Origin of the sequence: Ensifer sp., assembly GCF_035999135.1 — a bacterium.
In the GTDB taxonomy this organism is placed as follows: Bacteria; Pseudomonadota; Alphaproteobacteria; order Rhizobiales; family Rhizobiaceae; genus Ensifer.
Genome location: NZ_DASYGZ010000060.1, coordinates 26,682 through 46,556, shown reverse-complemented (window position 1 = coordinate 46,556; position 19,875 = coordinate 26,682). Strand labels below are relative to the sequence as shown.

The window sequence follows — 19,875 nt, the reverse complement described above, 5'->3', positions numbered from 1 at the left end:
CGATGGGGGCCGATCAGCCCCAGTTGACCGCGAGGATTTCGTAGGCCTTGGAGCCGCCCGGCGCATTCACTTCGATGGAATCGCCAACTTCCTTGCCGATCAGCGCGCGTGCGATCGGCGAGGAGATCGAGATGCGACCGGCCTTCACGTCGGCTTCCTGGTCGCCGACGATCTGGTAGGTCTTTTCTTCCTCGGTGTCTTCGTCGACCAGCTTGACCTTGGCGCCGAACTTGATCTTTGAACCGGACATCTTTGTAAGATCAATGACTTCCGCGCGGGCGATCAAGTCTTCGAGCTCGGCGATCCGGCCTTCGTTGTGGCTCTGTGCCTCCTTGGCAGCATGGTATTCGGCATTTTCCGACAGGTCGCCATGTGCCCGTGCCTCGGCAATCGCCTCGATGATTCGTGGTCGTTCTTCCTGCTGGCGCCAGCGCAGCTCCTCCTGCAGGTTGACGAATCCACCCTGTGTCATCGGCACTTTTTCGACCATTTCAATGTCCTTCATTCAGCACGAGGCGCCACCCTTTGGGCGGCGCCAACGCAAAAGAAAACGGTCTCCGGCGCGTGAACGCCGGAACCGTCCGAAACTTCGAACCGTGGTTATAGCAGAAACGGAAGCGCGAAAGCCAGATATTTCGCCATCATCCACCGAACGCTGCGATGCGCGCGCAACTTGTAGAGGAGATTGACGGCCGGCATTTTGGTGAGAAAGTGCTTTACCTCAACTGCGCTTGAGGTCGTAACTGTGCTGTGGTGAACGTCAAAGGGGAACCGCAGTCGATGGAATTGGCCAAGGATGTCAAAAGGACGAATACCGGCGACGCACTGCCAGGCGAAGAGGGCCGCTGGCGCGAATTGCTCCGTCCGGACTATTTCGTTGCCACGGTGACACTCTGTCTCGGGGTCGCGCTTTTCGCCTTTAACGAGTTTTTCGTGTCGACGGCGTTGCCGACCGCGGTCGAGGAGTTCGGCGGCGCCACGCTGATCTCCTGGGCGGTCACGCTCTACCTGGTCTTCGCCATTCTCGGCGGTGCAGTTGCCGCCAATCTCAAGGCGCGCTTCGGCGCACGTGGCACGCTCATTGCCGCCGCTGTCGTCTTCGTCGCCGGTACGTTTATCGCGACGACCGCAAGCAGCATGCCGCAGGTGCTCGCAGGTCGCGTGTTCCAGGGCTTCGGCGAAGGCATCATTGCTGCCGTCTGCTATGCGCTGATCCCGGAACTCTTTCCGCCACGGCTCGTGCCGAAGATCTTTGGAGCCGAGGCCATCGTCTGGGCGACGGCTGCCTTCGGCGGCCCGCTCATTTCCGGCTTCATGACCGAGTATTGGTCATGGCGGGCGGCTTTCGCCGTCAATATCCCGGCTGCGGCACTGTTCATCACGCTCGTCCTCTTCATCGTTCCGGCGCAGGCTCCGTCCACCGAAAAGGCCCGTCCCATACCGCTGTTGCGCCTCGTGGTCGTCGGCGTCGGCATTCTGTTGATTTCCGTGTCGAACAAGGCCGGGAGCGTGCCCGTCATGGCCGCAGCGCTCGCAACGGCCTTGACGATCCTGTGGGCTGCGACCGAAACCGATCGCCGGGCGGTCCACTCGATCCTTCCAACCGGCGCGTTTTCGCTCAAGAAGCCGCTCGGCACCGGTCTTTGGGTGGTGCTATTGATGCCGCTGGCGCAGGCCTCGGGCTCGGTTTATCTCATCTACGGTCTTCAGCACGTCTGGAACTTCAGCCCGACGGCGGCCGGCTTTTCGGCCGCCCTGATGGCGATGTCCTGGAGTGCGACGGCAATTTTCGTCGCCAGCCTTCGCTCCCATGCGCTGCGCGTGAAACTCATCCCGGCCGGACCGGCCCTTCTCAGCCTCGGCCTTGCCGGCCTTACCGTCGCGGTCGGCATCGATGACTACCGACTGGTCTTTCCGAGCCAGATCGCCGTCGGCGCCGGGTTCGGCATTTCCTGGGGAACGCTCAGCCAGTTGCTGATGGACGTGTCGCCGCGCGGCGAGCGCGACAAGACCTCGGCGCTGCTTCCGACCTTGCAATCGGCGGGTTACGCCATCGGCGCAGCCGTCTGCGGGCTGACGGCAAACCTTCGCGGCTTCGATGAGAACGCAAGTGTGGCGACGCTCCACGACGCCATGCTTGCCGTCTTCGTCGTCGCATTCGTGATTTCGACGGCATCGCTCTATCTGGGATTGAGGACGGTGATGCTTGCGGCAAGACGATCACGTCGAGGCTCTGGCGGGGCGCTGGCGTCAGAGCAATCAGGGGTGCCGCTCAAGTGACTGTGGCGCCTCCGTGCCTGTAAGCAGGTGCGCGCGACAGGGCAGCCTCAGGCGGCCTGATGCAACGTTCCAACGTGGCGCCTGGCAAGAAGTGCGCGTTGCTCGCCGCCACGACCCACGGACGGCCTGATCGTCGCGAGCAGCTTGCGATTGGCCGAATGGACCAGGACGGTCAGCGAGCTGTAGTCCGAATCGCGGCCGATCCTGTCGGCGATGCGTTGGCCGTAGTAGATGGCCGAACCTTCGTCAAAGTGATGGATGCCGTCGTCATCGACGAAACGCTCGCCGTCCCACTGCAAATCGAAGAAATAGCGCTGCACGATCTTGCCCCGTATACCGCATCGATTGGACGTAATCTCTGGATGCGTGAGCGCATGAAAACACGCGGCTGGGGAATGGAGCCTGAACCGTCCGTTCATGCGGCGTTCAGCGGGCAGGCGGGGTACCCTGCCAAGGGGGAAGCGGCGCGCGAGGTCGTCGCGCGCCGCAATTTGTCGTCAGGCCTTGAAGTAGCTCTGCAGCGGCCGGACTTCGAGGCTGCCGGCCTTCAGCGCCTTGATCGCCTGGGCTGCTGCTTCTGCGCCCGACATGGTGGTGTAGTAGGGCACCTTCTGCATCAGCGTCGCGCGACGAAGGGACTTGGAGTCCGAGATCGCCTTGTTGCTGTCCGTGGTGTTGATGACCAGCTGGACGTGGCGGTTGCGGATCGCGTCCTCGACGTGCGGACGGCCTTCCTGGACCTTGTTGATCTTGGTGGCGGCGATGCCGTTTTCACCGAGGAAGCGTGCCGTTCCACCCGTCGCCATGACCTTGAAGCCGATGTCGACGAGGATGCGGATTGCCGGAAGCACGCGGGTCTTGTCCTCGTCACGCACCGACACGAACACCGTTCCGTCGCGCGGCAGGTCGACGCCGGCGCCGAGCTGCGACTTGGCGAAGGCGAGCGCATAGTCGGTGTCGAGGCCGATGACCTCGCCGGTGGAGCGCATTTCCGGGCCGAGCAGCGTGTCGACGCCGGGGAAGCGTGCGAACGGGAACACCGCTTCCTTGACGGCGATGTGCTTGAGATTGCGCGGATCCGGCTTCTCGCCATAGGCGGCGATCGCCACATCAAGCGCCTCGCCGGCCATCACGCGGGCGGCGATCTTGGCGATCGGCGCGCCGATGGTTTTGGCGACGAAGGGCACCGTGCGCGAGGCGCGCGGGTTCACTTCCAGCACGTAGATGGTGCCGTCCTTGATCGCGAACTGCACGTTCATCAGGCCGCCGACATTGAGCGCCTTGGCAAGGGCTCCCGTCTGACGCTCGAGTTCGTCGACCATGGCGGTGTCGAGCGTGTGCACCGGCAGCGAGCAGGCGCTGTCGCCGGAGTGAATGCCGGCTTCCTCGATATGCTCCATGATGCCCGACACGAACACGTCCTTGCCGTCGCAGAGGCAGTCGACGTCCACTTCCGTGGCGTTGGTCAGGTAGCTGTCGAACAGCAGCGGGTTCTTGCCGAGAAGCGTGTTGATCTGGCCGGTCTTGTCGTTCGGATAACGCTGCTTGATGTCCTCGGGAACGAGGCCCGGAACTGTGTCGAGCAGGTAGGTCTGCAGCATGCTTTCCGAATGAATGATCTGCATCGCCCGGCCGCCCAGAACGTAGGACGGACGCACCACCAGCGGGAACCCGATTTCGGCGGCAACGAGGCGCGCCTGCTCGACCGAGTAGGCGATGCCGTTGTTCGGCTGGTTGAGATCGAGCTTCATCAGGAGCTTCTGGAAGCGGTCGCGATCTTCGGCGAGGTCGATCATGTCCGGCGCGGTACCGAGAATCGGAATTCCGTTCTTTTCCAGCGCCTCGGCAAGCTTCAGCGGCGTCTGGCCGCCGAACTGCACGATGACGCCGACCAGTTCGCCCTTTTCCTGCTCGGCGCGCATGATCTCGATCACGTCTTCGGCCGTCAGCGGCTCGAAGTAGAGCCGGTCCGAGGTGTCGTAGTCGGTGGAAACGGTCTCGGGGTTGCAGTTGATCATGATCGCTTCATAGCCGGCGTCCTTCAGCGCGAAGGCGGCGTGGCAGCAGCAATAGTCGAACTCGATGCCCTGGCCGATGCGGTTCGGGCCGCCGCCGAGGATGACGACCTTCTTCCGGTCGGAGACTTCGGCTTCGGAACGGGCAAGGCCGACGAAGGGTGTCTCGTAGGTCGAGTACATGTAGGCGGTCGGCGACGCGAATTCGGCAGCGCAGGTGTCGATACGCTTGTAGACGGGGCGCACGTTCAGCGCATTGCGCAGTTCCGCCACTTCCTTCGGGCGCTTGCCGCCGAGCGTGGCAAGACGCGCGTCGGAGAAGCCCATGGCCTTCAGCATGCGCAGGTTCTCTGCGTCCTTCGGCAGGCCGTGTTCGCGGATACGCGCTTCCATGTCGACGATCGCCTTGAACTGGGCGATAAACCACGGGTCGATCTTGCTCGCCTCATGGACTTCGGCTTCGCTCATGCCGAGGCGCAGCGCCTGGGCGACCATGCGCAGCCGATCCGGCGTCGGCGTGCCGATCGCGGCGCGGATGGCGTTGCGGCCATCGCCGTTCTCGTCCATGTCGGGGATTTCGATCTCATCGAGCCCGGTCAGGCCCGTCTCGAGCCCGCGCAGCGCCTTCTGCAGCGATTCGGCAAAGGTGCGGCCGATCGCCATGACTTCGCCGACCGACTTCATGGCCGTGGTCAGAACCGGCGAGGCACCCGGGAACTTCTCAAAGGCGAAGCGCGGGATCTTGGTGACGACATAGTCGATCGACGGTTCGAACGACGCGGGCGTTGCGCCGCCGGTGATGTCGTTGTCGAGTTCGTCGAGCGTGTAGCCGATCGCGAGCTTGGCCGCGATCTTGGCGATCGGGAAGCCGGTCGCCTTGGAGGCGAGGGCCGAGGAGCGCGATACGCGCGGGTTCATCTCGATGACGACCAGGCGGCCGTCCGCCGGGTTGACGGCGAATTGGACGTTCGAGCCGCCGGTCTCGACCCCGATCTCGCGCAGCACCGCGATCGAGGCGTTGCGCATGATCTGATATTCTTTGTCGGTCAGCGTCAGCGCCGGAGCGACGGTGATCGAATCGCCCGTGTGCACGCCCATCGGGTCGATGTTTTCGATCGAGCAGATGATGATGCAGTTGTCCGCAGTGTCGCGGACGACTTCCATCTCGTACTCCTTCCAGCCGAGCACCGATTCTTCGATCAGCACTTCGGTGGTCGGCGACGCATCGAGGCCGCTGCCGACGATGTCGAAGAATTCGGTGCGGTTATAGGCGATGCCGCCGCCTGTGCCGCCAAGCGTGAAGGACGGGCGAATGATCGCCGGCAGACCGACGTCGTCGAGCGCCTGGGCTGCAATCGCCATCGCATGGTTCATGTAGCGCTGCTTGCGATCGCCTTCGCCGAGGTTCCACTGGTTCTCCAGATCGTCGAGCGCCTTGTCGAGTTCCGCGCCAGAAAGCCGGCCCTTCAGTTCGGCGCGCTCGGCCTCGTGCACCTTGCGGTCGTGGTCCTTGATGTCGGTGGCGTTGGCGAGCCGCGACTTCGGCGTTTCGAGACCGATCTTGGCCATGGCTTCGCGGAAGAGGGCGCGGTCTTCAGCCTTGTCGATCGCATCGGGCTTGGCGCCGATCATCTCGACATTGTAGCGGTCGAGAACGCCCATGCGGCGAAGCGACAGCGCCGTGTTGAGCGCCGTCTGGCCGCCCATGGTCGGGAGCAGCGCATCGGGGCGCTCCTTGGCAATGATCTTGGCGACAACCTCAGGGGTGATCGGCTCGACATAGGTGGCATCCGCCAGGCCCGGATCGGTCATGATCGTCGCCGGGTTGGAGTTGACGAGGATGACGCGGTAGCCTTCCTCCTTCAGCGCCTTGCAGGCCTGGGTGCCGGAATAGTCGAATTCGCAAGCCTGACCGATGACGATCGGCCCCGCCCCGATGATAAGAATGGACTTGATATCTTGGCGCTTCGGCATGGTCGATCATCCGTTTCTAGCTGCGCGAAAAACCGGCCGAAGTGGGAGGTCACCGGCCGGGCACGCATTGATGGGTCTTTTCAGGCTAGAAGCGGCTTATAGGCAAATGTTTCTGCAAGCGAAACCCCGAAAATTCCGGAATCGACAAGAAGCCCGCATATTTGCGCCTCCGCTGCTGCCCGAGACGTTCAACGACGTCAATTCGGCGATCTTGCCGCCGGTGCGCCGGGGATCACAAGCACTTTGACCTCGCCGGTCCGGCCGGTCTCGAGATGACATCCGCCGCTTCGTCGAGGGTCACGCGCCGCGAAATCAGCCTGTCGATCTCGATCGCGCCCGAGGCCACCAGATCGGCTGCGCGACGGTGCACGAAGGGATTGATGAAGGACCCGAGCACGCGCAGTTCGCGAAAGAGAATGTCGAAGGGTTCGATCTCCACCGTCTCGCCCTGCGGCATGACGCCGAGGATCACGACCGTGCCGCCGGGCTTGGCAAGCCGCGTCGATTGTCTGACGGTCTCGGCAACGCCCGCGCACTCAATGACCACATCGACGCCACCGGGGACCAGCCCGGAGGCGCCGGCGATCCGTTCCACGATGTCGCCGGAGGAGGGATCGACGGTCGCCGTGGCGCCCACTTCTTCGGCCAGCTGCCGCTTGGCCGCCTGTCGCGTCGACAGGATCACCGTCGTCGCGCCGGCCATCCGGGCAAGCTGGACAGTCAGCAGACCGATCACGCCGCCGCCAAGCACGACAACGGTGGAACCGGCGCGAATGTCTGCGGTATCCACGCCGTGCAGGCAGCAGGCGAGCGGTTCGCAAAACGCGCCGTACACCGCATTGAGGTCGAGCGGTATTTCATAGGCTTGGCTGCGCGGCACGAGGACATACTCGGCAAAGCCCCCGTCACGATGGATGCCGATTGCTTTGAGATTGCGGCAGAGATTGACCCGGCCCGCCGTGCATTGCGCACAGGTGCCGCAGGAAATGTTGGGGTCGCCGGTGATGCGCGCGCCGATGGCGATGTCGGATACGCTGCTGCCAATTGCTTCGACGATGCCGCAGAATTCGTGACCGAGTGTCACCGGTGGTTTCGACGGGAACTCGCCGTGCAACAGATGCCGGTCGGTACCGCAGATGCCGCACGCCTCGACCCGTACGAGCAGCTCGAGTGGGCCGGGCAGGGTTTTGGCACTTCGGCGAGCCGGAGATGACCGATGTCTTCGAGCCGCAGTGCTTTCATGACCGTGCCTCCCGTTTTCTCCCGTTTTGAATAGGATCGTCAAAGCTGCGGCCGGTCAAGGATACGGCGCCGTGTTCGGATCCGTCGAAGGACGGCAACCCCCCGAAAAGATTGATGTGATCGCAACCTTGTCGGCCTGATTGCGTTTTACAACTTCATTCGGCCGGGCATATAAATGATCTGACCGATATCCCATCGCCCCATGCCGGGAGGACAGATCATGGAATGGAAGGGCCGCCGCCAATCCGACAACGTCGAAGACCAGCGGGGCGCGAGCCCCGGCGGCCTTGGCGGAAGCCCTTTCGGACGGGGCGGCGGCTTCCGCATGCCGGGTGGCGGCGGTGGCATGCGCCGGGCCGGGGGCGGCATGAGCTTCGGCACCATCATCTTTCTTGTCGTTCTCTACTTCATCCTGAAGGCCATGGGCATCGACATGCTGCAGGTGCTGAATGGCGGTGGCAGCCAGGTCCAGCTGCCTGGCTTCGAGCAGAGCGACGGTTCGCCGGCGCCACAGGGAACGGCGCAGGAGGAGGAAATGAAGCAGTTCATGGCGACGGTGCTCGCCGAGACGGAAGACACCTGGCACGGCATCTTCCAGGCCAATGGCCAGCAGTATGAAGAACCGAAGATGGTGCTGTTCCGCGGCCAGGTTCGCTCAGCCTGCGGTTTTGCATCAGCGGCGTCCGGACCCTTCTACTGCCCGGGTGATCACAAGCTCTACCTCGACATGAGCTTCTTCGACGAACTGGCGCAAAAATTTGATGCGGCCGGCGATTTCGCCCAGGCCTATGTCGTCGCCCACGAAGTTGGCCACCATGTCCAGAACCTGATCGGCGTACTGCCGAAGTTCAACCAGATGCGCCAGTCGATGAGCGAAACCGAAGCGAACCAGATGTCGGTGCGCGTCGAGCTCCAGGCCGACTGCTTCGCCGGCGTCTGGGGCAAGTACACGCAGCAAAAGGGCCTTTTGGAGCAGGGCGACCTGGAGGAGGCGCTGAACGCCGCCACCCAGATCGGTGACGACACGCTGCAAAAGCGCATGCAGGGCTATGTCGTTCCGGAGAGCTTCAACCACGGCACATCGGAACAGCGCATGCGCTGGTTCAAGCGTGGCTTCGACAGCGGCAAGATGTCGGCCTGCGATACCTTCTCGGGCGGCGTCTGATTTTTCGAACATCCACATCGACGAAGGGCCGGCCTGTTTGCCGGCCCTTTGTCTTTTGGGTCAGCGTTCACTGTCCATATGGACGAGCTGCGCTTCCGGGTAGCGCGCACCAGCAGCCGCATCGCGGGGGATGGCGCGCTCAATCGCTGCCATGTCCTCGGCGCTGAGACGGACCTCGCGCGATGCCAGGGCCTCGCCAAGCCGGTCGCGGCGGCGCGCGCCGACGAGAGGTACGATGTCCTTGCCCTGTGCCGCGACCCAGGCAATCGCTATCTGGGCGACGGAGGCGCCCTTGCCTTCGGCGATCTGCCTGAGGGCCTCGACGAGAGCGAGGTTGGTGTCGATGTTACCGTCCTGGAAACGGGGGCTCATGGCGCGGAAGTCGCCCTTTCCAGCCGACCCCTTCTGCCAATGGCCGCTGATCAGGCCGCGCGACAGCACGCCATAGGCGGTGATGCCGATGCCGAGCGCGCGGCAGGCGGGAAGGATCGCATCCTCGATGCCGCGTGAAATCAGCGAGTATTCGATCTGCAGGTCCGAAATCGGGTGCACGGCAGCCGCACGGCGGATGGTATCGACGCCGACCTCGGACAGGCCGATGTGTTTGACATAGCCGGCCTTCACCATGTCGGCGATCGCGCCGATGGTGTCTTCGATCGGGACGTCCGGATCGAGACGCGAAGGACGATAGACGTCGATATGGTCGACGCCGAGCCGCTGCAGCGTATAGGCGAGGAAGCTGCGTACCGCCTTTGGCCGGCTGTCGTAGCCCAGCCAGTTTCCGCCGGCGTCGCGCAGCGCGCCGAACTTGACGCTCAATATGGCCTTGTCACGCTTCCCGCCCTTCAGCGCCTCGCCGATCAACATTTCGTTGTGGCCCATGCCATAGAAGTCGCCGGTATCGAGAAGCGTGATGCCGGCGTCCAGCGCGGCATGGATCGTGGCGATGCTTTCGGCGCGGTCCGCCGGGCCATACATGCCCGACATTCCCATGCAGCCAAGGCCAAGCGCCGAGACCGAGGGGCCGGTCTTGCCAAGTGTAACGTAATCCATGGTCGTTCTCCTTCGGTGGGGCCGAAAACCGCCGGCCGTCTGCCTGGTTCTTGTTTACTCCTTGCCTTGTCGTGCGATAATCCGGATCAAAACGAACAGCTTGTACGGAATTTTGCACAATGAACGATCTGCCACTTGCCGATCTCGATGCCTTTACCGCTGTTGCCGCGGCCCGCAGTTTTCGCGCAGCCGCCAAGATGCGGGGCGTGTCGGCATCGTCGCTGAGCGAAGCGCTTCGCCGGCTCGAGGCCAGGCTCAAGGTGCGGCTTCTCAACCGCACGACCCGCAGCGTCACGCTCACGGAAGCCGGATCCCGGTTGCTCGACCGGCTGACGCCGGCACTCGGCGAGATCTCAGGCGCGCTCGATCAGGTCAACGACATGCGCGACAGCCCGGCCGGAACCTTGAAGCTGAACGTCCCGACCATCGTCGCCCGTGAGATCCTAGCACCGATCATCGGTCGTTTCCTGCGCGAGCATCCGGCGATTTCTCTCGAGGTGACCGCCGAGGACGGGTTCGTCGACGTACTTGCGGCCGGGTTCGACGCCGGCATTCGCTACGAGGAACGCGTCGAGCGTGACATGATCGCGATCCCGATCGGTCCGCGGCTGCAGCGCTACGTTACCGCCGCGGCGCCGGAATACCTTGAAATGCGGGGCGTGCCTGAGCATCCGCGCGACTTGCTCGAACACAGTTGCATTCGCCATCGATTCGCGAGCGGCATTTCCCTTGCGTGGGAATTCGGCGAGGGTGAAACGACGCTGACGATCGCGCCACCGGCCATCGTGCTTGCCAACACGATCGACCTCGAGCTCCGTGCGGCGATTGATGGCATCGGAATCATCAGGACGTTCGAAGAATTCGTCGCTCCCGCAATTGCAACGGGACGGCTCGTTGCCATTCTCGGCGACTGGACGACCAGTTTTTCCGGGCCGTTTCTCTATTATGCCAGCCGACGACACATGCCCGCGCCCTTGCGCGCATTCGTCGATTTCCTGAAGACAGAACAGCGTCGCAGCAGTCCATGATATGGGCGTGTGACGTGTCCGATGCATCAACCTTTGCGATAGTCACATCAGATAAATTGAGGTGTTCACGGATTGTTTCGGGTGAAATCATCCGTTACACCTAAATTGGTCGTGTCGTTCACGTTCTGTCTCCGAGTCCGGGCGGCAGGTGCTCGGGGGAGTGGCAGATGCTCGATGAGAAGTTTACCAGACGCGGCCTGTTCCTCGTCTTTCTGATCCTGTTCCTCGACATTGTCGGTATCGCCATCATTGTTCCGGTGCTGCCGACCTATCTGGAGGAACTGACCGGCTCCAGCATCAGCGAAGCGGCAATCGACGGAGGCTGGCTGCTGCTCGTCTATGCGGCCATGCAGTTCCTGTTTGCACCACTGATCGGCAATCTCAGCGATCGCTTCGGCCGGCGACCGGTGTTGCTCGCCTCCGTACTGACCTTTGCGATCGACAACCTGATCTGCGCCCTTGCCACCAGCTACTGGATGCTGTTCATCGGTCGAGTGCTCGCCGGTGTCAGCGGCGCCAGTTTCGGTACGGCAGCCGCCTACATTGCCGATATCAGTCATGACGGCAACCGCGCCAAGAATTTCGGTCTGATCGGCATCGCCTTCGGCACGGGCTTCGCGCTCGGCCCCGTGCTTGGCGGACTGCTCGGCGAATTCGGTCCGCGGGTGCCGTTCTACGGTGCAGCGGCACTTTCCTTCGTCAATTTCGTGCTCGGCGTGTTCCTGCTGCCAGAGACGCTTGAGCGCAAAAACCGCAGGCGCTTCGAATGGAAGCGGGCCAATCCGCTCGGGGCGCTGAAACAGATGCGCAACTATCCCGGCATTGGCTGGGTCGGGCTGGTCTTCTTCCTTTTCTGGCTTGCCCACTCCGTCTATCCGGCCGTCTGGTCGTTCGTCTCAGCCTATCGGTACGGCTGGAGCGAGGGGCAGATCGGGCTTTCGCTCGGGATCTTCGGTATCGGCGGCGCGCTGGTCATGGGGTTCGTGCTGCCGCGCGTCGTGCCGAGGCTCGGTGAGTGGCGCACGGCAGTGCTGGGGCTCACCTTCACGACGCTGGGCGCGATCGGTTATGCCGGCGCGTCTGAGGGCTGGATGATCTATGCCGTCATTATCGCCACCGCGCTCGAAAGTCTTGCCGATCCGCCGCTGCGCAGCATCGCTGCCGCCCATGTTCCGCCATCGGCTCAGGGCGAGCTTCAGGGCGCGCTGACCAGCATCGGCAGCATTACGACGATCATCGGCCCGCTAATCTTCACTCAAGCCTTCGGCTATTTCACGAGCCCTGCGGCGCCGGTGGCGTTCGCTGGCGCTCCCTACGCGCTTGCAAGCTGCTTCCTCGTTGGCGCGATCGTCGTGTTTCTCCTGAAGATACCGAGGAGCAGTGCGGTCGGACCGCAGGAGACTGAAGAAAGCAAGCGGGATGAAGCGGACGAGCCGGAGGAGATCCCGGCGATCGAGAAGGCTGCGCGCGGCGAACTGACCCGCGTGCCTGGAAATTGATCAATTTTCGTGATCTGTCGATGAAAGTTTGAGCAACTTCGCCCTGGCGGCTGGCTCTTTGGCCATCGGTCATCTATTTCCGGTTTTCCTCCCTTCGATCGGCAACCGCGGCACGCGCCGCAGACTGCCAGGAATCTGCCATGCTGACCGCGAATTCGAGCCCGACCCCCGTGACGACCGACAATTCATGGCGCACGCACTATCGCGCGACGTTCTATCTTGGCGTGCCGTTCATCGGCGCGCAGCTGGCCCAGCTTGCGATCAATACGACGGATGTGCTGATGGTCGGAAAGCTCGGCGCGACCGAGCTTGCGGCGATCATTCTGGCGACGCAGATGTATTTCACCGTCTATGTCTTCGGAAACGGCTTTGCCAATGCGGTGGTGCCGATGGCGGCCCAGGCCGTTGGACGCGGCGACAAGGTTTCGGTGCGCCGCTCCGTTCGCATGGGCATGTGGGTGGTGATGCTCTACGGTGTGCTGACGGCGCCGTTGCTGTGGATGGCCGAGCCGATTCTTTTGTTTGCCGGGCAGCAACCCGAGGTCGCCGCCCTTGCGGGAGAATATGTCCGCATCGCGCAATGGGCGATCTTCCCCGGCCTGATCTTCATGGTGCTTCGCGCCTTCCTGAGTGGCCTCGAACGGGCGGGGATCATTCTTTACGTGACGCTGGCGACGCTCCTGCTCAATGCCGCGCTTTGCTACGTGCTGATCTTCGGGCATTTCGGTTTTCCGCGCCTCGGCATTTTCGGCGCGGCGGTGGCAGCCCTTGGTGTAGCCGTGCTCGGCGCCGTGCTGACGATCGGCTATATCAAGAGCAAGCCTGAGCTCAACCAATACGAACTGTTCGTCCGTTTCTGGCGGCCCGACTGGGTGGCATTCCGCGAAGTCGTCTTCCTCGGCATACCGATCTCACTCACCATCCTTGCCGAAGTCAGCCTCTTTACGGTCGCCTCGCTGCTGATGGGTACGATCGGCACCGTCGAGCTCGCAGCCCACGGCATCGCCCTGCAGTTCGCCTCGATCGCCTTCATGATCCCGCTCGGCCTGGCGCAGGCGGCGACCGTGCGCGTCGGTCTTTCCTATGGGCGCGGCGATCTGCTCGGCGTTCGCCGCGCAGCGATTGCCTCGCTTGTGCTCGGCGCCGGCTTTGCCGTTGTCGGCAGCGCGATCTTTGCGTTTTTCCCGAGCCAGCTTGCAGCACTTTATCTCGACACCGCCCGGCCGGACGCGGCCGCCGTTCTGGCCTTTGCCGCACCGCTGATCGTCATTGCCGGTGCATTTCAGCTCGTCGATGGCATGCAGGCGATCGCAGCCGGCATGCTGCGCGGCCTGAAGGACACCAAGGTACCGATGTTGCTGGCGCTGATTTCCTATTGGCCGATCGGCTTCGTCTGTGCGTGGGCCTTTGCCTTCCCGTTCAATTTTGGCGGCACCGGTGTCTGGTTCGGCTTCGTGCTCGGCCTTGCGGCTGCAGCCGTGCTCCTGAACTGGCGCTTCTTCCGGATGCTGAACGGGCTCACCGCAAAGGCGGGAGGCGAGAAGGCAGCCTGAGCGGAACGGTCGCGACTTGCGAGCAGGCAAAGAAAAAGCCGGACGGGCAGGGGATGCCGTCCGGCTTGAAATGGCGACCGCCTCAGGGGAAGGGGAACGGGCGTCGCCTACTACCAAGCTTCGTTTACGAAGCCTCGAAACCGCTAGACGTTGAAGCCGTCTAGCCGTTCCGAACCCCGACGATCGCGCTGGAGGTCGCGTATCGTCCGGGCGAAATCGATCAAAAACACGAAACTGATAACCGCTGCCGCGATCATGAACAGGGTGGCCATGACGCTCTCCATTATCGAATGATCTTCTGGATCACGAACTTTTCGTGCCGGTCACGGGACTCGTTGCGCATTGCATGTATCGTCGCAAAGAGCATCGTGAAAAACATCGCCATCGAAAACAGAGCAAGTGCCATAGCCGTAATCCTTTCGCATCCTAAACGGCAGTACGTTCAAAAAAGTTCCGTTGTTACTGGCGCTACATTTAACGTCTTGCGTGTGAAGCGCCCTTGAACATGGCATTCATCTAGCATTCATTCTTTAAGGCCCGCTGTTTCCCAGGGAACAGTACCAACGCCCGTACAACTCTTGCGATCCGTCGCCGTCCGTGACAAAAGGCTTCACCAAACGGAAACAGGTGCGATGACCACGGCATTTTACCCCGGCTCCTTCGATCCGATGACGAACGGGCATCTCGATGTGCTTGTGCAGGCGCTGAACGTGGCGACGAAAGTCATCGTCGGGATCGGCATCCACCCGGGCAAGGCACCGCTTTTCTCCTTTGACGAGCGCGCCGGTCTCATCCGCCAGTCGCTGCTCGAATTCCTGCCGGACAGGGCAGGCGATATCGACGTGGTCGCCTTCGATAACCTGGTGGTCGACGCGGCGCGCGAGCGCGGCACGAAGCTGCTCGTGCGCGGGCTGCGCGATGGAACCGACCTCGACTATGAGATGCAGATGGCCGGCATGAACCGACAGATGGCGCCGGATATCCAGACCCTGTTCCTGCCGGCAGGCACGGCATCGCGGCCCATTACCGCCACATTGGTCCGCCAGATCGCGGCCATGGGCGGCGACGTCAGTGCCTTCGTGCCCAAGGCAGTTTTTCACGCACTGCAGGCCAAACGCCGCGCGTCGTAACGGGCGGCCCACAATTCACTACGCAGGGAGAAACCATGAAAATCCTCCATCTCGCTTTCGCCGGCGCCATCGCGCTTGCCTCGTTTACGGGCACGGCGTTCGCGCAAGCGGCCGATAACTTCCTCACGATCACGCTCAAGGATGGGCCGGTCGTCGTCGAACTCAGGCCCGACATCGCGCCGAAGCATGTCGAGCAGATCAAGGCGCTGGCGGCGGCCGGCGAGTATGACAACGTCGCCTTCCACCGCGTGATCAAGGGCTTCATGGCCCAGACCGGCGACGTGCAGTATGGCGACATGGAAAACGGCTACCAGCCGCAGGCTGCCGGCACCGGCGGTTCGTCGCGTCCGGACATTCCGGCCGAGTTCTCGGACGTTCCGTTCGAGCGCGGCACGGTCGGCATGGCTCGCTCGCAGGATCCGAACAGCGCCAACTCGCAGTTCTTCATCATGTTCGCACCGGGCGACTTCCTGAACGGCCAGTACACGGTCGTCGGCAAGGTCGTTTCCGGCATGGAGAATGTCGACAAGATCAAGCTCGGCGACGATGCCAACAACGGCTCCGTCACCGATCCCGACCGCATGATCAGCGTCAAGGTCGGCAAGTAAGTTAACAGCAAGGAGAAAACCCATGGCCGAGATCAAGGATCCGGAAAACACGATCATCCTGGAGACCACCAAGGGCAAGGTCGTCATCGAGCTTCTGCCTGATGTCGCTCCGGGTCATGTCGCCCGCATCAAGGAACTGGCCCGCGAAGGCGCCTATGACGGCGTGGTGTTTCACCGCGTGATCGAGGACTTCATGGCCCAGACCGGCGACGTGCAGTACGGCAAGACCGGCGGCGAGCACTTCAACCCGGCCCGCGCCGGCATGGGCGGCTCCTCCAAGCCGGACCTGAAGGCTGAATTCTCGAACGTCAGCCACGTTCGCGGCACCTGCTCGATGGCCCGCAGCCAGATGCCGAACTCGGCCAACTCGCAGTTCTTCATCTGCTTCACCGACGCCCCCTGGCTCAACAAGCAGTACTCGGTCTGGGGTCAGGTCACCGAAGGCATGGAGATCATCGACAAGATCAAGCGCGGCGAGCCGGTGCGTGATCCCGACTCGATCGTCACGATGCGGGTTGCCGCAGACGTCTGATTTGCGCTAATGCACGAACCCGCCCCGGTCGCCAAAAGCGCCGGGGCGGGTTTGCTTTTGTCTGAAGGTAACGATGCGCGTAGACCTGTTCGACTTCGATCTGCCGGAAACGTCAATTGCGCTGCGGCCAGCAAGCCCGCGCGACAGCGCCCGCATGCTCGTTGTCCGCCCTGAAACCTCCGAGGTTCTCTCGGATCACGGCGTGCTCGACCTGCCGTCGTTCCTGAGGGCAGGCGATGCGCTTGTCTTCAACGACACCAAGGTGATCCCGGCGCAACTGGAAGGTATCCGCCACCGTGGTGAAGACGTCACCACGCCGGTCTCGCTGACGCTGCATATGCGTATCGCGCCGGATCGCTGGAAAGCCTTTGCCCGTCCGGCCCGGCGCCTGAAGGTTGGCGATCGCATCGCTTTCGGTCACGGCGGCGGAAGTTGCCTTATCGGAACGCTCGATGCGTTCGTCGAGGAAAAGGGCGACGCCGGCGAGATCACCCTGCGCTTCGATCTAGCGGGCCCTGCACTCGACGAGGCGATCATGGCTGTCGGTCATATTCCCTTGCCGCCCTACATTGCCTCGAAGCGTGCCGAGGACGCCCAGGACCGGGCCGACTACCAGACCATGTACGCCCGCGAAGAGGGCGCCGTTGCGGCGCCGACCGCCGGGCTGCACTTTACCGACCGTCTCTTTGCCGAGCTCGACGCGGCGGGCATCGAGAAACACTTCGTCACCCTGCATGTCGGGGCGGGCACCTTCCTTCCGGTCAAGGCCGATGACACCGACGACCATGTGATGCACCAGGAGATCGGTCATGTTGACGCTGCGACGGCCGAACGGCTCAACGCGGTCAAGGCGAGGGGCGGGCGGATTATCTGCGTCGGCACGACGTCGCTGCGACTGATTGAAAGCGCGACGTCTGAAGACGGCATCGTCAAGCCCTGGTCCGGTCCAACTGGCATCTTCATCACGCCCGGCTACCGTTTCCGCGCCGTCGACATGCTGATGACCAATTTCCACCTGCCGAAATCGACGCTGTTCATGCTGGTTTCGGCCTTCTCTGGCCTGGAAACGATGCGCGCGGCCTACGCGCATGCGATCGAAACCGGCTACCGTTTCTATTCCTATGGCGACGCCAGCCTGCTTTTCCGGAAAAACTAGATGACCGAGACCTTCCAGTTCAAGCTCCACAAGACCGACGGCAAGGCGCGGCGCGGCGAGGTTTCCATGCCGCGCGGCACGATCCGCACGCCGGCCTTCATGCCGGTCGGAACTGTCGGCACTGTCAAGGCGATGTATCTCGACCAGGTGAAGGATCTCGGCGCCGACATCATTCTCGGAAACACCTACCACCTGATGCTGCGCCCGGGCGCCGAGCGTGTCGCGCGGCTCGGCGGCCTGCATGGCCTCATCCGCTGGCAGGGGCCGATCCTGACGGATTCAGGCGGGTTCCAGGTGATGTCGCTTGCCGGCTTGCGCAAGCTCGACGAGCAGGGCGTCACCTTCAAGAGTCATGTCGACGGCGCGCTCTTCCACATGTCGCCGGAACGCTCGATCGAGATCCAGGGGCTTCTCGACAGCGATATCCAGATGCAGCTCGACGAGTGCGTGGCGCTGCCGGCCGAGCCCAAGGAAATCGAGCGCGCGATGGAAATGTCGCTGCGCTGGGCCGAGCGCTGCAAGGTCGCCTTCGGCGACCAGCCGGGCAAGGCGATGTTCGGCATCGTGCAGGGCGGCGACATTCCGAAGCTGCGCGAACGTTCGGCCGAAGCGCTGAAGGGCCTCGACCTCAAGGGCTATGCCATCGGTGGCCTTGCCGTCGGCGAGCCGCAGGAGGTGATGCTGCGCATGCTCGACATCACATGCCCGATCATGCCGGTCGACAAGCCGCGTTACCTGATGGGCGTCGGCACGCCGGACGACATCCTGAGGTCGGTGGCCGAGGGTATCGACATGTTCGATTGCGTGATGCCGACCCGGTCCGGTCGTCACGGCCTTGCATTCACACGCCACGGCCGCATCAACCTGCGCAACGCGCGCCACGCCGAGGACATGCGGCCGCTCGACGAGCAATCGTCGTGCCCGGCGACGCGCGACTACTCGCGCGCCTACCTGCATCATCTCATCCGCTCGAACGAGTCGCTCGGTGGCATGCTGCTCAGCTGGAACAATCTCGCCTATTACCAGGAGCTGATGGCCGGCATCCGTCTGGCGATCGATGAGGGCCGCTTTGCCGATTTCATGGCGGAGACACAGGAGACCTGGCGGCGAGGTGATCTTCCGCCGGTCTGAAGCTCAGAACGCGCAACCATACCACAGCGATCAGATCGCCGGCCCCGGCGCCTGCTGCAGCATCATCACGCCATTGATCTTGTAGCTGCCGTCCGGCTGCTTCTGGAGCTCGTAGACCGCCGTCCAGTCCTTGCCGTCCGGGGCCGAGATCAAGACCTCCTGCAGCACCTGGTCGCCGACGACCTTGGAGCGGCCGAAGGCGAAGTTGCCCGGGCGGTAGACCGGCTGGTAACCGCGCTTGACCATGTCGAAGAAGGCTGCCTTGTCCGGGAATTTTCCGCGGATCGCCGGAGAGGCGAAGGAATAGGCCGTCTCCGCGTCGTCATGCAGAAACGCGTCGATCTGCCCCTGGATGATCGATCGCGCCGTATCGACGGGCTCGTCGGCATGTACCACACTTGCAGCGACCAGCTGCATCACCAGTCCAAGGGCAACGGCAAACGTCCTGAACATCGAGATCTCCATCCGTCGGTGTCAGTCAAAGCATAGGACGACGACGGGTTTTGGGAATGGCGGCGCCAAGGTGATGTCCACCACAGCAAGTGCCGGACAATCGGAATGTATTAAATAAAATCAGCTTGTTACAGAATTTTATGAATGTCACGATTTATGTATCATAAAGTGGTGATGTTTGAAGAAATCGGTTGATCGGGCGCAGTCGCCCGATCGTGCGAGGCCAAGGAGCTACAGACGCCGTGGCATCGGCAGCCTATGCGAACGTCCTTGCGAACCATTCCCGCCATCTGGTCTCGCTGGCTGCCGCTCTTGCGCCGGCATCGTCGCCGTAGAAAAAGAGAGACATGCTGACGTTGGCGCCGTCGCCGATCGCGCATGTCCCGATGAAGGCGATGCCGGGTGCAGGGGACGTCAAGCGCAGCAGAAGATAACGTTGCGTGCGTTCCTGTTGAATCCGCTCGACGACGCCGGAAAAGCTCTCCGGATCGGACGCGGTCGTGCGTTCCTCGCCCACATTGGCCGCAGTGAGATCGAGCGCGTCGGTCAAGCGATCCCACAGCTTGCCTTCAGGCTCCTTCGTGGCAGCCATGGCCATGAAGCACGACGCCTTCTCACCGGCAAAATGGCCGAGGTAGATCTTCAACACCTCGAAGAAGCCCGGCCAGCCGCCCTCGAAACCTTCCATCTGGTCGTCCCAGTCATCCGTCGTGGAAAACAGCGAGTGCACCATGCGCACCACGCAGCGGTCGCCCGATCGCGCCGTAACGGTGATTTCGGTCGCAATCGGTGGCGCGCCTTCGCTCCATTCCCGTTCCACATATTCGAAGCGGGCAGGCGGCTCAAAATGGGTAATCTCTCCGCTCGAGCCGCCCATCGCGCCGAAGTCGAAGGCGATCTTGCCGCCGACGTACTCGTCGATCCGGGTCTTGGTGAACCAGGCACTGTTGCCATTGCCGGTCGCGATCGCCTGCCAAACCTGTTCCGGCGAGCCGGGTACGATCAATTCCATCTCGACCCAGCGCTTTCCGCTGCCATCCTTCTTGATCGGCATGA

General features: G+C 62.7%; 17 protein-coding genes and 1 pseudogene. 10 read left to right on the top strand and 8 right to left on the bottom strand.

Going from position 1 to position 19,875, the window contains the following annotated elements; all coding sequences use genetic code 11:
• Positions 1-13: 13 nt before the first annotated feature.
• Positions 14-490, bottom strand: a complete 477-nt coding sequence (greA, locus tag VGO12_RS06665) for a transcription elongation factor GreA (protein ID WP_327511940.1) — start codon at positions 488-490, stop codon at positions 14-16.
• A 290-nt stretch (positions 491-780) separates the two neighbouring features.
• On the opposite strand from greA, the gene VGO12_RS06660 reads away from it, so the two are divergent.
• Positions 781-2,280 (top strand): MFS transporter, encoded by a 1,500-nt coding sequence (locus VGO12_RS06660; protein ID WP_327511939.1) that lies wholly within the window; start codon positions 781-783, stop codon positions 2,278-2,280.
• Positions 2,281-2,327: 47 nt separating this feature from the next.
• Here the strand turns inward: VGO12_RS06660 and VGO12_RS06655 are convergent, their stop codons facing one another.
• The 3 genes and pseudogenes from VGO12_RS06655 to VGO12_RS06645 all read right to left on the bottom strand — a co-directional run bounded on the left by VGO12_RS06655 (position 2,328) and on the right by VGO12_RS06645 (position 7,511).
• Positions 2,328-2,600: a DUF6894 family protein gene (locus VGO12_RS06655; RefSeq protein WP_327511953.1), complete on the bottom strand. Its 273-nt coding sequence runs from the start codon at positions 2,598-2,600 to the stop codon at positions 2,328-2,330.
• 177 nt (positions 2,601-2,777) lie between these two features.
• Positions 2,778-6,269 carry a carbamoyl-phosphate synthase large subunit gene (gene carB, locus VGO12_RS06650; RefSeq protein ID WP_327511938.1) on the bottom strand — a complete coding sequence of 1,164 codons (3,492 nt, stop codon included), beginning with the start codon at positions 6,267-6,269 and terminating at the stop codon, positions 2,778-2,780.
• 197 nt (positions 6,270-6,466) lie between these two features.
• Positions 6,467-7,511 (bottom strand): annotated as a pseudogene (locus VGO12_RS06645) (zinc-dependent alcohol dehydrogenase family protein).
• 220 nt (positions 7,512-7,731) lie between these two features.
• Here VGO12_RS06645 and ypfJ point away from each other — a divergent pair.
• Positions 7,732-8,676, top strand: a complete 945-nt coding sequence (gene ypfJ, locus VGO12_RS06640) for a KPN_02809 family neutral zinc metallopeptidase (RefSeq protein ID WP_327511937.1) — start codon at positions 7,732-7,734, stop codon at positions 8,674-8,676.
• Positions 8,677-8,736: 60 nt separating this feature from the next.
• Here ypfJ and VGO12_RS06635 read toward each other — a convergent pair whose 3' ends face one another.
• Complete coding sequence (locus tag VGO12_RS06635) at positions 8,737-9,729, bottom strand: aldo/keto reductase (RefSeq protein WP_327511936.1); 993 nt, start codon at positions 9,727-9,729, stop codon at positions 8,737-8,739.
• A gap of 119 nt (positions 9,730-9,848) precedes the next feature.
• Here VGO12_RS06635 and VGO12_RS06630 point away from each other — a divergent pair, with 119 nt between their 5' ends.
• From VGO12_RS06630 to VGO12_RS06620, 3 genes are all read left to right on the top strand, one after another.
• Complete coding sequence (locus VGO12_RS06630) at positions 9,849-10,757, top strand: LysR family transcriptional regulator (protein WP_327511935.1); 909 nt, start codon at positions 9,849-9,851, stop codon at positions 10,755-10,757.
• 167 nt (positions 10,758-10,924) lie between these two features.
• Positions 10,925-12,256 (top strand): TCR/Tet family MFS transporter, encoded by a 1,332-nt coding sequence (locus VGO12_RS06625; protein ID WP_327511934.1) that lies wholly within the window; start codon positions 10,925-10,927, stop codon positions 12,254-12,256.
• 140 nt (positions 12,257-12,396) lie between these two features.
• Entirely contained in the window at positions 12,397-13,809 is a 1,413-nt protein-coding gene (locus VGO12_RS06620) for an MATE family efflux transporter (protein WP_327511933.1), read from the top strand.
• Between the two features lie 143 nt (positions 13,810-13,952).
• Here the strand turns inward: VGO12_RS06620 and VGO12_RS06615 are convergent, their stop codons facing one another.
• Positions 13,953-14,081: a hypothetical protein gene (locus VGO12_RS06615; protein ID WP_327511932.1), complete on the bottom strand. Its 129-nt coding sequence runs from the start codon at positions 14,079-14,081 to the stop codon at positions 13,953-13,955.
• A 360-nt stretch (positions 14,082-14,441) separates the two neighbouring features.
• On the opposite strand from VGO12_RS06615, the gene coaD reads away from it, so the two are divergent.
• The 5 genes from coaD (at position 14,442) to tgt (ending at position 18,366) form a co-directional block, all read left to right on the top strand.
• Positions 14,442-14,939, top strand: a complete 498-nt coding sequence (gene coaD, locus VGO12_RS06610; RefSeq protein WP_327511931.1) for a pantetheine-phosphate adenylyltransferase — start codon at positions 14,442-14,444, stop codon at positions 14,937-14,939.
• A gap of 35 nt (positions 14,940-14,974) precedes the next feature.
• Complete coding sequence (locus VGO12_RS06605) at positions 14,975-15,547, top strand: peptidylprolyl isomerase (RefSeq protein ID WP_327511930.1); 573 nt, start codon at positions 14,975-14,977, stop codon at positions 15,545-15,547.
• Positions 15,548-15,569: 22 nt separating this feature from the next.
• Positions 15,570-16,079 (top strand): peptidylprolyl isomerase, encoded by a 510-nt coding sequence (locus VGO12_RS06600; RefSeq protein ID WP_327511929.1) that lies wholly within the window; start codon positions 15,570-15,572, stop codon positions 16,077-16,079.
• A gap of 73 nt (positions 16,080-16,152) precedes the next feature.
• Entirely contained in the window at positions 16,153-17,235 is a 1,083-nt protein-coding gene (gene queA / locus VGO12_RS06595; RefSeq protein WP_327511928.1) for a tRNA preQ1(34) S-adenosylmethionine ribosyltransferase-isomerase QueA, read from the top strand.
• Positions 17,236-18,366 carry a tRNA guanosine(34) transglycosylase Tgt gene (gene tgt, locus VGO12_RS06590; RefSeq protein WP_327511927.1) on the top strand — a complete coding sequence of 377 codons (1,131 nt, stop codon included), beginning with the start codon at positions 17,236-17,238 and terminating at the stop codon, positions 18,364-18,366.
• A gap of 30 nt (positions 18,367-18,396) precedes the next feature.
• Here the strand turns inward: tgt and VGO12_RS06585 are convergent, their stop codons facing one another.
• Both VGO12_RS06585 and VGO12_RS06580 read right to left on the bottom strand, forming a co-directional pair.
• Entirely contained in the window at positions 18,397-18,819 is a 423-nt protein-coding gene (locus VGO12_RS06585) for a DUF4864 domain-containing protein (RefSeq protein ID WP_327511926.1), read from the bottom strand.
• Positions 18,820-19,075: 256 nt separating this feature from the next.
• The gene (locus VGO12_RS06580) at positions 19,076-19,873 is read right to left on the bottom strand and encodes an SRPBCC domain-containing protein (protein WP_327511925.1); all 798 of its coding nucleotides are present in this window, start codon (positions 19,871-19,873) and stop codon (positions 19,076-19,078) included.
• Positions 19,874-19,875: the final 2 nt, after the last annotated feature.

What these genes read in the sequence shown, in the direction of transcription:
- greA (WP_327511940.1), bottom strand. Translation starts at nt 490, where the DNA reads ATGGTCGAAAAAGTGCCGATGACACAGGGTGGATTCGTCAACCTGCAG.
- VGO12_RS06660 (WP_327511939.1), top strand. Translation starts at nt 781, where the DNA reads ATGGAATTGGCCAAGGATGTCAAAAGGACGAATACCGGCGACGCACTG.
- carB (WP_327511938.1), bottom strand. Translation starts at nt 6,269, where the DNA reads ATGCCGAAGCGCCAAGATATCAAGTCCATTCTTATCATCGGGGCGGGG.
- ypfJ (WP_327511937.1), top strand. Translation starts at nt 7,732, where the DNA reads ATGGAATGGAAGGGCCGCCGCCAATCCGACAACGTCGAAGACCAGCGG.
- VGO12_RS06635 (WP_327511936.1), bottom strand. Translation starts at nt 9,729, where the DNA reads ATGGATTACGTTACACTTGGCAAGACCGGCCCCTCGGTCTCGGCGCTT.
- VGO12_RS06630 (WP_327511935.1), top strand. Translation starts at nt 9,849, where the DNA reads ATGAACGATCTGCCACTTGCCGATCTCGATGCCTTTACCGCTGTTGCC.
- VGO12_RS06625 (WP_327511934.1), top strand. Translation starts at nt 10,925, where the DNA reads ATGCTCGATGAGAAGTTTACCAGACGCGGCCTGTTCCTCGTCTTTCTG.
- VGO12_RS06620 (WP_327511933.1), top strand. Translation starts at nt 12,397, where the DNA reads ATGCTGACCGCGAATTCGAGCCCGACCCCCGTGACGACCGACAATTCA.
- VGO12_RS06615 (WP_327511932.1), bottom strand. Translation starts at nt 14,081, where the DNA reads ATGGCCACCCTGTTCATGATCGCGGCAGCGGTTATCAGTTTCGTGTTT.
- coaD (WP_327511931.1), top strand. Translation starts at nt 14,442, where the DNA reads ATGACCACGGCATTTTACCCCGGCTCCTTCGATCCGATGACGAACGGG.
- VGO12_RS06605 (WP_327511930.1), top strand. Translation starts at nt 14,975, where the DNA reads ATGAAAATCCTCCATCTCGCTTTCGCCGGCGCCATCGCGCTTGCCTCG.
- VGO12_RS06600 (WP_327511929.1), top strand. Translation starts at nt 15,570, where the DNA reads ATGGCCGAGATCAAGGATCCGGAAAACACGATCATCCTGGAGACCACC.
- queA (WP_327511928.1), top strand. Translation starts at nt 16,153, where the DNA reads ATGCGCGTAGACCTGTTCGACTTCGATCTGCCGGAAACGTCAATTGCG.
- tgt (WP_327511927.1), top strand. Translation starts at nt 17,236, where the DNA reads ATGACCGAGACCTTCCAGTTCAAGCTCCACAAGACCGACGGCAAGGCG.
- VGO12_RS06585 (WP_327511926.1), bottom strand. Translation starts at nt 18,819, where the DNA reads ATGTTCAGGACGTTTGCCGTTGCCCTTGGACTGGTGATGCAGCTGGTC.
- VGO12_RS06580 (WP_327511925.1), bottom strand. Translation starts at nt 19,873, where the DNA reads ATGCCGATCAAGAAGGATGGCAGCGGAAAGCGCTGGGTCGAGATGGAA.